The organism is Streptomyces sp. 63XJN7_1_ISO-PGPR-S23-121 (genome assembly GCF_056173025.1).
Genome location: NZ_CM149653.1, coordinates 4,337,610 through 4,350,580, shown reverse-complemented (window position 1 = coordinate 4,350,580; position 12,971 = coordinate 4,337,610). Strand labels below are relative to the sequence as shown.

The window sequence follows — 12,971 nt, the reverse complement described above, 5'->3', positions numbered from 1 at the left end:
CCTGCCGCCCGTGAGCGGGCAGGAGGGGACGCCCCGGAGCGGGCGCGTGCCGCTCCGGGGACTCGTGGGTGGTGTGCGGCAGGGGCCCGTCAGGCGGTGGGCGTGCGCACGACGGCGACAGCCCTGGGCGCCAGGACGACGGCGCCGGAGTCGTCGGTGGCGCCGACCAGGACGTCTCCGGCCGGGCCCGGGACGGTGACCGTCTCGTCGGTCCGGTTCACCAGGAACACGAACCGCCCGCCGGGACCGCGGCGCACGGTGGTCTCGACCAGCCCGCGTACCTCGGCGGGCAGGCCGCTCGCCACGCCGGCCGGCTCCAGCAGTCGCGGCAGCAGCGAGGTGAGCCCCTCGGCACCGAGCCGGGTGGACACGTAGGCGGCCGAACCGCTGCCCGCCGGGCGCCGGGTGACGGCCGGGCGGCCCGCGTGGGCGCCCGTGCGGTACCGGACGAGCACCTCGGTCTCGGGCGCGGTGACGGTGAGGTGGTCGGTCCACAGGGCGCCGGTCGTCGCGTCGTCCAGCTGCACGGTCTGCCCCGCGGGCAGGGGGCCGAACTCCTCGACGCGGACGCCCAGCAGGTCCCGCAGGGCGCCCGGATAGCCGCCGAGCCAGACGTGGTCGTTCTCGTCCACGACGCCGGAGAAGTAGGTGGTGACCAGGTGCCCGCCCTGCTCCGCGAACCGGGTGAGTTCCTTGGCGAGGTCGGCGGGGACCATGTGCAGCACGGGTGCGATCAGCACCCGGTGGCGGGTCAGGTCGGCGCCGGTGGTGACCACGTCGGCGCGGACGCCGAGGGCGAGGAGCGCGGAGTACCAGTCGAGCGCCTCCTGGTGGTAGTCGAGCAGCGAGGTCGGGTGCGAGTCCTGCTCGCTCGCCCACCGCGACTCCCAGTCGAAGAGGATGCCGACCTCGGCGGGCTCCCGCTCGCTCCCGGCGACCGGCGCCAGGGTCCTCAGCGTGTCGCCGAGCGCGGTGACCGCGCGGAACAGCTCGCTGTCGGCGCCGGCGTGCGGCACCATCGCCGAGTGGTACTTCTCGGCACCGGCCGCGGACTGGCGCCACTGGAAGAAGCAGACCGCGTCGGCGCCGTGCGCCACGTGCGTCAGCGAGTCCCGGGCCAGCTCACCCGCGCGCTTCGCCAGGTTGACCGGCTGCCAGTTCACCGCGCTGGTGGAGTGCTCCATCAGGAACCAGGGCCGGCCGCCCGCGATGCCGCTGGTCAGGTTCGCCGAGAAGGACAGCTCGTCGCGGGCCTGCGGGTGCGGGACGACGTAGTGGTCGTTGGCGACGAAGTCCACCTCGCCCGCCCAGTCCGCGTAGTTCATGCCCTTGGTGCCGGGCATCACCATGAAGTTGGTGGTGACGGGAACGTCCGGCGTGAGCTCCCGCAGCACCTCGCGCTCGGCCCGCAGGTGCTCCTTCAGCGCGTCCGACGAGAAGCGCTTGAAGTCGAGCTGCTGGGTCGGGTTCGGGTGGGAGGCGGCGAGCCGCGGCGGCAGGATCTGCTCCCAGTCGCTGTAGCGCTGCGACCAGAACGCCGTTCCCCAGGCGTGGTTGAGGGCGTCCAGCGTGGTGTACCGGGCGCGCAGCCACTGCCGGAAGGCGCGGGCCGCGTCGTCCGAGTAGTCGTAGACGTTGTGGCACCCGAGCTCGTTGTTGACGTGCCAGGCCACCAGTGCCGGGTGGCCGGCGTAGCGGGACGCCATCTCCCGGACCAGCCGCAGGGCGTGCTCCCGGAAGACGGGGGAGGTCGGGCGCCAGTGCTGCCGTGCTCCCGGCCAGAGCGTCTCCCCCCGGTCGGTGACCGGCAGGATCTCCGGGTGCGCGGTGGTCAGCCAGGGCGGCGGGGAGGCGGTGGCGGTGGCCAGGTCGACGCCCACGCCGTTCTCGTGGAGCAGGTCCATGACCTCGTCGAGCCAGGCGAAGTCCCAGGTGTCCGGGCCGGGCTGGATGCGGGCCCAGGAGAAGATGCCGACGGAGACGATGTTGACGCCGGCCGCGCGCATGAGCCGTACGTCCTCCTCCCACACCTCCCGGGGCCACTGCTCGGGGTTGTAGTCGGCGCCGTAGGCGAGACGGGGGGCGGGCGCGCCGTCCGGTCCGCGCCCGAGGCGGGACAGGAGGGTGGAGATCATGGCGGTCCTTCCGGTGTGGTGCGTGCGGCGCGGGGGCGGCGCGGATGCCGCGCGCCGCCCCGTGCGGGCCGCCGCATCGCGTGCTGGTGCTACTGCTCGACGGTGAAGCCCTGCTCGTTGCCGTACTTGACCGACGCGTCCTGCCAGGACTTCAGCCCCTCGGCGAGCGTGGTGCCGGAGACGTAGGCCTTGCCGACGGTGTCGTTGAAGATCGAGTTCGCGTACACCTGGTAGGGCAGGTACGACCAGTCGTCGGCGACGTTCGCGGCCGCCTCGGCGAAGATCTTGTTGGCCTGCTGGCCGCCGAAGTACGGGAACTTCGTGTCCTGGAACGCGGTGGACTGCAGGTCAGCGGTGGTCGCCGGGAAGGCGCCGTTCTCCAGGCGGGTCTGCACGCCCTTGCCCGCGTTGGCGTACTCGACGAAGGCGTACGCCAACGCCTCGTTCTTGCCGAGCTCGGGCAGGGCGAGCGCGCTGCCGCCGTTCTCGGCCCCGGCCTTGTCGCCCGCCGCCCACTGCGGCAGCGGGACGGCACGCCAGTCACCGGAGGCGTTCTTCACGCCCGACTCCAGGTTGGCGGGCATCCAGGCACCGGTGGCGAGAGTCGCGATGCTGCCGTCCCCGAGGCCCTTGTACCACTCGTCGCTCCAGCTGGTGACGGGAGCGAGCAGCTTCTCGTCGATGAGCTTCTGCCACACGCCGGTGAACTTCGCGGCGCCCGCGTCGGAGAAGTCGACCTTCACCTTGGTGCCGTTCACCGTGTAGGGGTGCGAACCGGCCTGCCAGAGCATGCTGGTGGCGAAGCCGGCCTCACCGGTGTCGGCGGTGATGTACGCCTTGGGGTTCTTCCTGTGCAGGTCGCGGGCGGCGGTGAGGTACTCGTCCCAGGTGGTGGGCACCTTGATGCCGTACGTGTCGAAGACCTTCTTGTTGTAGAACAGCGCCATCGGCCCGGAGTCCATCGGCAGGGCGTAGACACCGTCACCGCCCGCCTTCACGCCGTTCCAGGGGCCGGGCGAGTAGCGGGCGGCGAGCTTCTCGGCGCCGAATCCCTTGAGGTCGGTGAGCTGCTCGGTCAGCGCGAACTGGCCCATCGCGTAGTACTCGATCTGGGCGACGTCGGGCACGCCCTTCTCCGCCGAGATGGCGTTCTGCAGCGCCGTGTACTGGTCGTTGTTGGTGCCCGCGTTGACCAGGTTCACCTTGACGCCGGGGTGCTCCTTCTCGAAGCCGGCGGCCACCTGCTTGAGGGTGGGCTCCCACGCCCAGACGGTGAGGGTGCCGCCCTTCTCCAGAGCCGCCCTGACGTCCTCCTGGGAGACCGGCTTCCCGCTCGATCCGCCGTCGTCGCCGCCGCAGGCGGTCGCTCCCAGGGCGAGGGCGCAGACGAGACCGATGCCGCGCAGCAGGCGGCGGGATTGCTTGTGCATGGGCGAGCTTCCACTTCTTCGTGGCCGGGGACCGGCGCAGTCGAGGGTCGGAGAGGAGAAAGGAGGCGGGACGGGGGCGGAGCGCGGGGGAGGGGTGCCGGGCGGCTACTCCTTGACGCTTCCGGCGGCCAGTCCGGACTGCCAGTACTTCTGCAGCAGCAGGAACGCGGCGATCAGCGGCAGGATCGTGATGAGCGAACCGGTGACGACCAGGTTGAACACGGCCTCGCCGCCGGCGGTCTGGGCCTGCTGGTTCCAGCTGTTCAGGCCCAGGGTCAGCGGATACCAGTCCGGGTCCTTGAGCATGATCAGCGGCAGGAAGTAGTTGTTCCAGGTGGCCACCATGGTGAACAGCAGGACGGTGACGATGCCGGGCGCCAGCAGCGGCAGGGCGACCCGGAAGAAGGTGCGCACCTCGCCGGCGCCGTCGATGCGGGCGGCCTCCATCAGCTCGGTCGGGATGGCCTCGCTCGCGAACACCCACATCAGATACAGGCCGAACGGCGAGATCAGGGACGGGATGATCACCGCCCAGGGCGTGTCGGTGAGCCCCATCCTGCTGAACATCAGGAAGGTCGGTACCGCCAGTGCGGTACCCGGCACCGCCACGGCGCCGATGACGACGGCGAAGACCCCGCGCCGGCCGGGGAAGTCGAACTTGGCCAGCGCGTAGCCGCCGAGGACGGCGAGGAAGGTGGCGCCGCCCGCGCCCAGCCCGACGTACAGCAGGGTGTTCAGCAGCCAGCGGGTGAACACGCCGTCGTTGTAGGTGAACGTCTGCCTGACGTTGTCCCACAGGGCGAAGTCGTCGTCGAACCACAGGCCGAAGGAGTCCGACAGGCCGGCCTGCGTCTTGGTGGCGCTGATGACCAGCCAGAGCAGCGGCACCAGGCTGTAGAGCACCACGAGCCCGGTGAGCACGGTCAGCAGGACGCTGCGCCGCGGCTTGCCCGGGGAGTGCCGGCGGCGGGCGGCGCGCAGCTTCGGTGCGGCGCGGCGGGTGCCGGGCGGCGCGGGCGCGGGACGGTCGGAGACGGTGACGACAGAACTGGTCATCGCTGCTTCACACTCCCTTGCGCATGCCGCGCAGCTGGACGACGTAGGCGATGACCATGGTGATCAGCCCCATGACGATGGCGACCGTCGCGGAGTAGTTGTACTGCTGCCCGTTGAAGGACAGCGAGTACGTGTAGAAGTTCGGGGTGTAGTCGGTGGTGATGGCGTTGGGGGCCAGCGGCTGCAGGATGTTCGGCTCGTTGAAGAGCTGGAAGCTGCCGATGATCGAGAAGATCGTCGCGATGACCAGTGCCCCGCGGATGGCCGGGAGCTTGATGGCCGTGATGACGCGGAGCTGTCCGGCCCCGTCGATCTCGGCGGCCTCGTACAGCGAGTGCGGGACCACCCGCAGGGCCGCGTAGAAGATCAGCATGTTGTAGCCGACGAACTCCCAGGTCACGATGTTGCCGATGGAGGCGAGCACCAGATCGGGGGAGAGCGGGTCGGGCAGCGTGACGCCCAGCGCGTCGTTGATGTCGCCGACCAGCCCGAACCGGGTGCCGTACATGAAGCCCCACATCAGGGTGGCCACCACGGCGGGCACGGCGTACGGCAGGAAGACCGAGATGCGGAAGAAGTCCCGGCCGTAGAGGCGTCCGCTGTCCAGGGCCAGCGCCACCAGCAGCGCGATGCCGAGCATGATCGGCACCTGGACGGCCAGGAAGAGCGCGACCCGGCCGAGCGAGGCCCAGAACCGGTCGTCCTGGAGGGCCTGCGTGTAGTTGTCCAGGCCGACGAAGGTGGTACCGCCGATGAGCTGGTCGCGGAAGAGGCTGAGGTACACCGAGTAGGCGATCGGGGCGAGGAAGACCAGGGCGAAGACGGCCACGAACGGACCGAGGAAACCCCACCCCGTCCAGGACCGGCGATCCCGTCTCGCCGGGGGCGGGGCCGGCCGCGGCTCGGCAGCGGCCGGCGGTTGCAGCGTCGTCATGTCGTTCCTCGCTCGTCCACGTGCGGAGCCTCCCGATATTTACGTAAACATCGAGCGCCGCGAAACGACCCCCGGGCTGTTATGTTTACGTAAACATCTGATGGCGGCATGTCTACACTGCCCCGATGACGACGGTCAAGGGTCCTTGCGCACCGGGGCCCGGCAGCGACAGAGAGGCGGCTGACCTCGAGTGAGCACGGCTGAGGAAGTCCCGACGAGCGCACCCGCACGGTCCCGCCGCGGCCGCGAGCGCACGGCCTCCATGGCGGACGTGGCACGGCTGGCCGGGGTCTCCTCGCAGACCGTCTCCCGCGTCTCCAACGGGTACGCCGGAGTGACCGAGGAGACGCGGCAGCAGGTGCTGGCGGCCATGAAGGAGCTCGGATACCGCCCCAACAGCGCCGCCCGGGCGCTGAAACGCGGTGAGTTCCGCACCATCGGCGTCATCACCTTCTCGCTCTCCACCACCGGAAACGTGCGCACCCTGGAGGCCATCGCGACCTCCGCGGCGAGCGAGGGGTACGCGGTGACGCTGCTCCCGGTCGCCGTGCCCACGCAGGACGAGGTGCGGGGCGCCTTCTCCCGCCTGGAGGAGCTCGCCGTCGACGCGGTGATCGTCATCATGGAGGTCCACCTGCTGGACGCGGCCACCGTCACGCTGCCGCCCCACGTCCAGGTCGTGGTGGTCGACTCCGACGCGGGTGACCACTACACGGTCGTCGACACCGACCAGGCCGGCGGCACCCGTGCGGCCGTCCGGCACCTGCTCGGCCTGGGGCACGGCACCGTCTGGCACCTGGCCGGACCCGAGGACTCCTTCGCCGCCCAGCGTCGCGCGGACGCCTGGCGCCGGACGCTCTCCGAGGCGGGCCGCACCGCGCCGCCCCTCGCCCGGGGCGACTGGTCGGCCGAGTCCGGTCACCGGGCCGGCCTCGAGCTCGCCGCCCGCGAGGACTGCACGGCCGTCTTCGCGGCCAACGACCAGATGGCCCTCGGTCTGCTGCGCGCCCTGAACGAACGCGGCCGGCGGGTCCCGGAGGACGTCAGCGTCATCGGGTTCGACGACATACCGGAGGCCGGTTCCTTCCAGCCGCCTCTGACGACCGTCCACCAGGACTTCGCCGAGGTGGGACGGCTCTGCGTGCGGGCCGTGCTGCGCAAGATGCGCCAGGACGGCCCGGAGCGGGGGACGACGCTCGTGCCCACCCGGCTGGTGGTCCGCACGAGCACCGCACCGCCCCCGGCGCGCGGACGCTGAGCGCGCGGTTCCGCCGGGCGGCGTGGTGACGGCGCGAGCCCCGTGGGTATACGGCCGGCCCTCGCCCGCAGCAGGCGAGGGCCGAGCGTCACGCCGGGGGAACGGCGAGCTTGGCGGCCACGGCGTCGAGGACCCAGTCCAGACCGGTCGCGAAGGACGTCCCGGCGTCCACGTCCGTACCGTCGTGCACGACCTTGCCGAGCGCCGGGAAGCGGCCCGTGGCCAGCATCCTCGTCACGTGCGGGCCGGAGGAGCGCTGCCAGTCGCGCTCGGACAGGCCCGTGGCGCGCTCGGCCCGCAGGTGGGCGATCTCGCGCCTGATCGCGCCGTTGACGTAGGCGCCTACCGTCTCCACGGCGCGCAGGACGGTGTCGACGTCGGCGAGGCCGTCGAGGGCCGCCAGCGTCGCCTCCGTCACGGCGAGGCCGTTCGGGCCCAGGGCCGGCCGGCCGCCGAGCAGGTCGGCCAGCCATTCGTGCCGGAGGGCGGCCTGCCGGGTGCGGTGGGCGAGGGTGCCCAGCGCCTCCCGCCAGTCACCGGGCCGCTCGGCGGGGAGGATCTCGGCCTGGACCGCGTCCACCATGAGGTCGATCAGCTCCTCCTTGGCGGCGAAGTAGCCGTACAGCCGCATCGGGCCGGCTCCCAGCCGGGCGGCGACCTTGCGCAGCGACACCGCATCCAGTCCGCCCTCGTCGGCCAGCGCGACGGCGGCGGCGACGATGCGCTCCCGGTCGAGCGGCACGGGGCGAGCCGGTGGTTCCGGGCGGTCCCAGACAGTCATGGCGACATCGTACTGTTGTGATACGCCGTCCAGTCTCAATACGCTGTATAGCCATGAGACATCGCATCGCCGTGGTGGGGAGCGGTCCCGGCGGCCTGGCCTTCGCCCGCGTCCTGCACCGCCACGGCCACCCCGTGGCCGTCCTCGAACGCGATACCGCCCCCGACGCCCGCCCGCCGGGCGGCACGCTGGACCTGCAGGAGGGACTCGGCCAACTCGCCCTGGAGAAGGCGGGGCTGCTGGCGGAGTTCCGGGCGGCGTCCCGTCCCGAGGGGCAGGCCATGCGCATCCTGGACACGGACGGGACCGTCCTGCGCGACTGGCGACCCGGTCCGGACGACCGGGCCAATCCCGAGATCGACCGCGGGCAACTCCGCGACCTGCTGCTCGGCCCGCTCGACATCCGGTGGGGGCGAGACGTGACACAGGTGGTGCCCGGGACCCGGGAGGGCACAGTGGTCCGGTTCGCGGATGGACGGCAGGAGACGTTCGACCTCGTCGTCGGCGCGGACGGCGCGTGGTCCCGGGTCCGCCCGGCGGTCTCGCCGGTGACTCCGCACTACACCGGCGTCACCCTGGTCGAGACCTCCCTGGACGACGTCGACACCCGTCACCCCGGCCTCGCCCGCCTCGTCGGCGACGGATCCGTGGCCGTGTACGGCGTGAACCGGGCCCTCGTGGCCCAGCGCAGCAGCGGCGGCCACGTCAAGGTGTACGCCCAGTTCCGCGCGCCGCTGGACTGGCACGCGCACCTGGACCCGACCGACGCCGAGGCCGTGCGGTCGGCGCTGCTGGCGCTGTTCGACGGCTGGGCCGCCCCCGTCCTCGACCTCCTCCACCACGGCACCGCCTTCGCCCACCGGCCTCTTCATGTCCTGCCCGAGTCCCACACCTGGACCCACGTGGCCGGGGTCACGCTGCTGGGCGACGCAGCCCATCTGATGCCCCCGTTGGGAGCGGGCGCGAACCTCGCGTTGCTGGAGGGCGCCGAGCTCGCCGAGTCCGTCGCCGCCTGCCGTGGGGATCTGGACGAGGCCGTCCGCGCCTTCGAGGAACGGATGTGGGCACGGGCCGGCCGCTGGGCGAAGATCACGGCGGCCGGTCTGGAACGCCTGGTGAGCCCGAACCCGGCCGAAGCCCTCGCCCTCTTCGACCAGGTCCAGCCGTCCTGAACGCCGCGCCCGGGAGCCCGACGGCGGGGTTCCAGGGGAGGACACGGCGAGCGGGACGCAACCCCCCACCTTTCTGGGATGGGATGTGCCGGCCGGCCACAGCATTCTTTACCTCGCCGGCGGCGGTGAGCCGCCTCCGGCGCATCCGTGACGACACGAGGGGGAAGACATGTCCATGCGAAGAAAAGCCGTCGGGATCCTGGTCGCAGCCGCCGCCGGTCTGACGGTGGCGGGGGCCCCGGCCGCTGTCGCGGCCCCGTCCCCGACGGGCACCGCGCTCGCGGCGTCCGTGTGGCGGAACATCGCCCTGACGGGGACGTACACGATCCGCGACGACGAGGGCATCTTCGCCGCCGGCACGTACTGCAACGGCAACGTCGCCTCCGAGGGCTGGGTGAACGAGGTCCGCACGCCGTCGCTGTGGTGGGAGACCACGTGCGGGGGCGAGATCCGGGTGGAGAAGCACGTGTCCGCCCAGACGGACGCCACCGGCGGGGTCATGATCTACGTGACCCTGCGGTTCTACGAGGGCACGAACGACACCAACACCGACCTCGACGCCGAGTACGGCTTCAACCGCTACGTCCCCGCGGGACAGAGCTCGACGGTCGCCGAGATCACGCTCCGCAACGGCGAGAACGGCGGCAAGGACTGGGCGAAGCTCAACCTCGTCCTGCGCAACGACCGCTGACACCGAAGCGAGGCGCCGGTCGCGCGCCTCGGGCACACCCGGCTCCCGGGCACGGCGAACGCAGGCGCTGCCACCTGCACGGACCGGTCCCGGGAGCCGCGGCAGGCGCTAGCCTCGGACCATGAAGCGCTACGGGGGAGTAACGCGGATCAGCGGGATGGGGGACACGGCGGCGCGGGCGGTGCGCTCCGCGCGGACCGTCGAGGATTTCTTCTCAGCGGTGAAACAGGTGACGAGGCCCGTGCTGCGGTTCGACGTCTGTGCCTGTGTGACCGTGGATCCGCAGACGTTGATGAACACCGGGGGCGACTACCAGGACGGCCTCCCGGCGGCCATGATGCCGCGCATGCTCGACATCGAGTACCGCGAGGGGGATGCCAACGACCTGTCGGACCTCGCGGCCAGACACACACCGGTCGGCCTGCTCAGCCGGGAGACGGGCGGTGACCTCGACCGCAGCCCCCGGTACCGGGACATCATGCGGCCCCTCGGATTCCGCGACGAGTTGCGTGTGCTGCTGCGGGACCGCCACGGGACGTGGGGTGCCCTGATCATGGGCCGCGGCAACGACATGCCTCCGTTCGGCTCCCCGGACCTGGCCGCGGCGGCGTCGCTGGTCCAGCCGCTGGGCACCGCACTGCGCCGGCTGCACCTGACGAGGCTCGCCGACGAGGCCGCATCGGCGGTGGCGCCCGGACTGGTGCTGCTGGACGGCGACCACCAGGTGGTCCATGCGACGCCCACCGCGGCCCAGTGGTTCGACGAGCCGGCCCCCGCCGGCGGCCCGCCGTCGGGCGGTCGCCGTGGGCTGCCCCCCGCCGTCTACGCGGTGGCGGCGGCGGTGCAGGCTCCGGGAGCCCCGGCCTCCCACACCTCGTGGATGCACAGCCGGCGGCACGGACGGGTCCGGTTGCACGCCTGGCGCCTGGAGGGAACCGCGGAGTCGCCGGCCCGTGCCGCCGTCGTCGTCGAACAGGCAGGTCCCGCCGAGCACATCGCACTGATCGTCGCGGCATACGGGCTGACCCCTCGGGAGAGGGACATCACGGCCCTGGTGCTGCGGGGGCGGTCCACGGCCGACATCAGCCGTGACGTCGGGCTGTCGCCGCACACCGTTCAGGACCACCTCAAGGCGGTGTTCGACAAGACGGGCGTCCGCAGCCGGCGTGACCTGGTCGCCACCCTCTTCGCCCGTCACTACCTGCCGGACGTGGCGCCGTCCGTGGCCGGGCCGCGCATCCGGTCCCGGCCCGCCGCACGTCCGGACGGCGGCTTCGGGCGTGGGTGACGGACGGTTGAGTACGGCACGGTTTACGCGTCGCCGGGGAAGGCACTCGGGACCGGCACACCGTTCCTCGTCCCTGGAGTGCCCATGACTCGTGTCGCCGACCGTGTACTGCCGCGCCGGCAGGAGTGGGGCGCGGAGAGGGTCCACGGCCGTCCGGGTGGCGGCGGTCTGCCCGGTGGACTCACCGAGCACCTGTCCGCCCGGGGCGGGAAGTGAAGGGCACCGGCCGCCTCGGGCGCGGCGGGCGACGGCGCAGGGCGGACGGCGCCGAGGTGGTGGTCGTGACCGGCGCGACCGCCGGCGTCGGCCGGGCCACGGCCCGTGCCTTCGGCGCACGCGGCGCCGCCGTCGCCCTGCTCGCACGCGGCGAGCACGCCCTGGAGCGGGCGGCCGAGGAGGTCAGGGAGGCGGGCGGACGGGCACTGCCCCTCGTCGTGGACGTCTCGGACCCGGAGGCGGTGGACGCCGCCGCGACCCGGGTGGAGGACGAGCTCGGCCCGATCGACGTCTGGGTGAACGCCGCCTTCACGACCGTCTTCGCGCCCGTACCGGACGTGGCGCCCGAGGAACTGAGGCGGGCCACGGAGGTCACGTACTTCGGCTTCGTCTACGGCACCCAGAGCGCGCTGCGGCGGATGGTGCCGCGCGACCGGGGCACCATCGTGCAGGTCGGCTCGGCCCTGGCCCGGCGCAGTGTCCCGCTCCAGGCCGTGTACTGCGGTGCCAAGCACGCCATCCAGGGCTTCACCGAGTCCCTGCGCTGCGAGCTGCTGCACGACGGCAGCGGAGTGCGGGTCACCATGGTCCAGATGCCCGGCCTGAACACGCCCCAGTTCAGCTGGGTCCTCAGCAGGCTTCCCCGGCATCCGCGCCCGGTGGCGCCGGTGTATCAGCCCGAGGTCGCCGCCGAGGCCGTCCTGCACGCGGCCGACCACCCCGGGCGGCGTGAGTACTGGGTCGGCGGTTCCACCGTCGCGACCCTCCTCGGGCAGAAGCTCGCCCCGGGCCTGATCGACCGCTACCTGGCCCGCACCGGCTACGACGCGCAGCAGACCGACGACCCCGTGGACCCCTCCCGGCCGGTCAACCTCTACGCGCCGGTGGACGACGCCGCGCCCGTGGACTACGGCGCCCACGGGCTCTTCGACGACGAGTCGCACCCCCGCAGCCTGCAGTTCTGGCTCTCACGCCACCGCCGGCCCCTGGCGCTGGCCGCGGCGGCCGCCGGAGCCCTCGCCGCGGGCCTGACCGGCGGGCGCGGCGACGCCGGCCGGAACGCGTGCGTGGGAGGCCGGGGGAGGGCGTCGCGCGGCTGACGCGAGAGGCCCCCGGTCGGGTCACCGCTCGCGGTCGATGGTGCGCGTCCACCAGTGGTGCTCGCAGAACCAGTGGCCGACCATCGCGCCGCCGAAGACGACGAAGCCGACCCCGATGAGCCAGGACTCCACCACGAGCACGATGCCGACCGCGCCGTAACTGATCGCGTTGTCGAGGATCAGCGGGCTGAAGACGAGGTAGGAGAAGCCGCGCAGCCCCACCAGGCCCATCATGGTGGCCAGCGCCCCCGGCAGCAGGTCGCGCCAGCGGACCTGGCCGCCCAGCAGGAAGTGCTGCCCCCACCAGAAGAACAGCGTGCCGACCGACGTGGAGAGCGCGATCCGCGCCGAGCCGTGCAGCGCGGTCCGTGTCTGCACCTCCTGGTAGAGGTACGCGGTCAGGGCGATCACCCAGGTCATCTGCCGCCAGACGCGGTGCCAGGGGCCGGACGGCAGACCCCAGATGCGTTCATAGCCGTTCTGGATGCTCGCCGCGAAGGACACGCCGAAGACGGCGAGGGCGATACCGCCCCACACGCTCGTGGTGCCGACCACCTTCGTCGGCGGGCTGATGATGTCCGTCAGCACCTTGGCGGACCGGCCGGACAGCCCCATGCCGTCCGCCAGCCAGGAGGCGAACCCGCCCTTCCCGAGGGGGTCGGCGGCCGCCACCACGATCAGCAGCGGCGCCAGCGTGACCAGGGCGAGGGTGGCGAAGCCCATGGCCCGGTGCATCAGCTCGAGTTCCCGGCCCCGCCGGACCAGCGCGGACGCGGCCAACCCGTCCCACAGACGGACGAAGGGGCGCCGGTACCGGTTCACGGGTGCTCCTCGGGCGGTCCTGGGACTGACTCGCCGCTGCGGAACTGAGTGACCCGTGGCCGGCGGGACAAACGTGACACCAGTATGC

12 protein-coding genes are annotated in these 12,971 nt (G+C 72.3%); 6 read left to right on the top strand and 6 right to left on the bottom strand.

Annotation, left to right across the window (positions count from 1 at the left end; all coding sequences use genetic code 11):
* Positions 1-89 precede the first annotated feature (89 nt).
* From AC0VYN_RS19555 to AC0VYN_RS19540, 4 genes are all read right to left on the bottom strand, one after another.
* Entirely contained in the window at positions 90-2,135 is a 2,046-nt protein-coding gene (locus tag AC0VYN_RS19555) for a beta-galactosidase (RefSeq protein ID WP_475531974.1), read from the bottom strand.
* Positions 2,136-2,224: 89 nt separating this feature from the next.
* The gene (locus AC0VYN_RS19550) at positions 2,225-3,565 is read right to left on the bottom strand and encodes an ABC transporter substrate-binding protein (protein WP_475531973.1); all 1,341 of its coding nucleotides are present in this window, start codon (positions 3,563-3,565) and stop codon (positions 2,225-2,227) included.
* A gap of 105 nt (positions 3,566-3,670) precedes the next feature.
* Positions 3,671-4,621 (bottom strand): carbohydrate ABC transporter permease, encoded by a 951-nt coding sequence (locus AC0VYN_RS19545; protein ID WP_475531972.1) that lies wholly within the window; start codon positions 4,619-4,621, stop codon positions 3,671-3,673.
* Between the two features lie 7 nt (positions 4,622-4,628).
* Positions 4,629-5,555, bottom strand: coding sequence for a carbohydrate ABC transporter permease (locus AC0VYN_RS19540; RefSeq protein WP_475531971.1), 927 nt, complete (start codon positions 5,553-5,555; stop codon positions 4,629-4,631).
* A 190-nt stretch (positions 5,556-5,745) separates the two neighbouring features.
* Between AC0VYN_RS19540 and AC0VYN_RS19535 the strand changes: the two genes are divergently transcribed.
* The gene (locus tag AC0VYN_RS19535; RefSeq protein WP_475531970.1) at positions 5,746-6,813 is read left to right on the top strand and encodes a LacI family DNA-binding transcriptional regulator; all 1,068 of its coding nucleotides are present in this window, start codon (positions 5,746-5,748) and stop codon (positions 6,811-6,813) included.
* Between the two features lie 88 nt (positions 6,814-6,901).
* On the opposite strand, the gene AC0VYN_RS19530 is transcribed toward AC0VYN_RS19535, so the two are convergent.
* Positions 6,902-7,594 (bottom strand): TetR/AcrR family transcriptional regulator, encoded by a 693-nt coding sequence (locus AC0VYN_RS19530; protein WP_475531969.1) that lies wholly within the window; start codon positions 7,592-7,594, stop codon positions 6,902-6,904.
* Positions 7,595-7,647: 53 nt separating this feature from the next.
* Between AC0VYN_RS19530 and AC0VYN_RS19525 the strand changes: the two genes are divergently transcribed.
* The 5 genes from AC0VYN_RS19525 (at position 7,648) to AC0VYN_RS19505 (ending at position 12,061) form a co-directional block, all read left to right on the top strand.
* A complete protein-coding gene (locus AC0VYN_RS19525; RefSeq protein WP_475531968.1) occupies positions 7,648-8,766 on the top strand; it encodes an FAD-dependent oxidoreductase in 1,119 nt (372 codons plus the stop codon).
* 169 nt (positions 8,767-8,935) lie between these two features.
* Positions 8,936-9,457 carry a hypothetical protein gene (locus AC0VYN_RS19520; RefSeq protein WP_475531967.1) on the top strand — a complete coding sequence of 174 codons (522 nt, stop codon included), beginning with the start codon at positions 8,936-8,938 and terminating at the stop codon, positions 9,455-9,457.
* Positions 9,458-9,578: 121 nt separating this feature from the next.
* Positions 9,579-10,745: a helix-turn-helix transcriptional regulator gene (locus tag AC0VYN_RS19515; protein ID WP_475531966.1), complete on the top strand. Its 1,167-nt coding sequence runs from the start codon at positions 9,579-9,581 to the stop codon at positions 10,743-10,745.
* Positions 10,746-10,829: 84 nt separating this feature from the next.
* Entirely contained in the window at positions 10,830-10,961 is a 132-nt protein-coding gene (locus AC0VYN_RS19510) for a hypothetical protein (RefSeq protein ID WP_475531965.1), read from the top strand.
* A gap of 65 nt (positions 10,962-11,026) precedes the next feature.
* Complete coding sequence (locus tag AC0VYN_RS19505) at positions 11,027-12,061, top strand: SDR family oxidoreductase (protein ID WP_475531964.1); 1,035 nt, start codon at positions 11,027-11,029, stop codon at positions 12,059-12,061.
* Between the two features lie 21 nt (positions 12,062-12,082).
* Here AC0VYN_RS19505 and AC0VYN_RS19500 read toward each other — a convergent pair whose 3' ends face one another.
* Positions 12,083-12,883 carry a ribonuclease BN gene (locus tag AC0VYN_RS19500; protein ID WP_475531963.1) on the bottom strand — a complete coding sequence of 267 codons (801 nt, stop codon included), beginning with the start codon at positions 12,881-12,883 and terminating at the stop codon, positions 12,083-12,085.
* Positions 12,884-12,971: the final 88 nt, after the last annotated feature.

Excerpts from the sequence above, each read along its gene's own strand:
- AC0VYN_RS19555 (WP_475531974.1), bottom strand. The coding sequence starts at position 2,135 with ATGATCTCCACCCTCCTGTCCCGCCTCGGGCGCGGACCGGACGGCGCG.
- AC0VYN_RS19550 (WP_475531973.1), bottom strand. The coding sequence starts at position 3,565 with ATGCACAAGCAATCCCGCCGCCTGCTGCGCGGCATCGGTCTCGTCTGC.
- AC0VYN_RS19545 (WP_475531972.1), bottom strand. The coding sequence starts at position 4,621 with ATGACCAGTTCTGTCGTCACCGTCTCCGACCGTCCCGCGCCCGCGCCG.
- AC0VYN_RS19540 (WP_475531971.1), bottom strand. The coding sequence starts at position 5,555 with ATGACGACGCTGCAACCGCCGGCCGCTGCCGAGCCGCGGCCGGCCCCG.
- AC0VYN_RS19530 (WP_475531969.1), bottom strand. The coding sequence starts at position 7,594 with ATGACTGTCTGGGACCGCCCGGAACCACCGGCTCGCCCCGTGCCGCTC.
- AC0VYN_RS19525 (WP_475531968.1), top strand. The coding sequence starts at position 7,648 with ATGAGACATCGCATCGCCGTGGTGGGGAGCGGTCCCGGCGGCCTGGCC.
- AC0VYN_RS19520 (WP_475531967.1), top strand. The coding sequence starts at position 8,936 with ATGTCCATGCGAAGAAAAGCCGTCGGGATCCTGGTCGCAGCCGCCGCC.
- AC0VYN_RS19515 (WP_475531966.1), top strand. The coding sequence starts at position 9,579 with ATGAAGCGCTACGGGGGAGTAACGCGGATCAGCGGGATGGGGGACACG.
- AC0VYN_RS19510 (WP_475531965.1), top strand. The coding sequence starts at position 10,830 with ATGACTCGTGTCGCCGACCGTGTACTGCCGCGCCGGCAGGAGTGGGGC.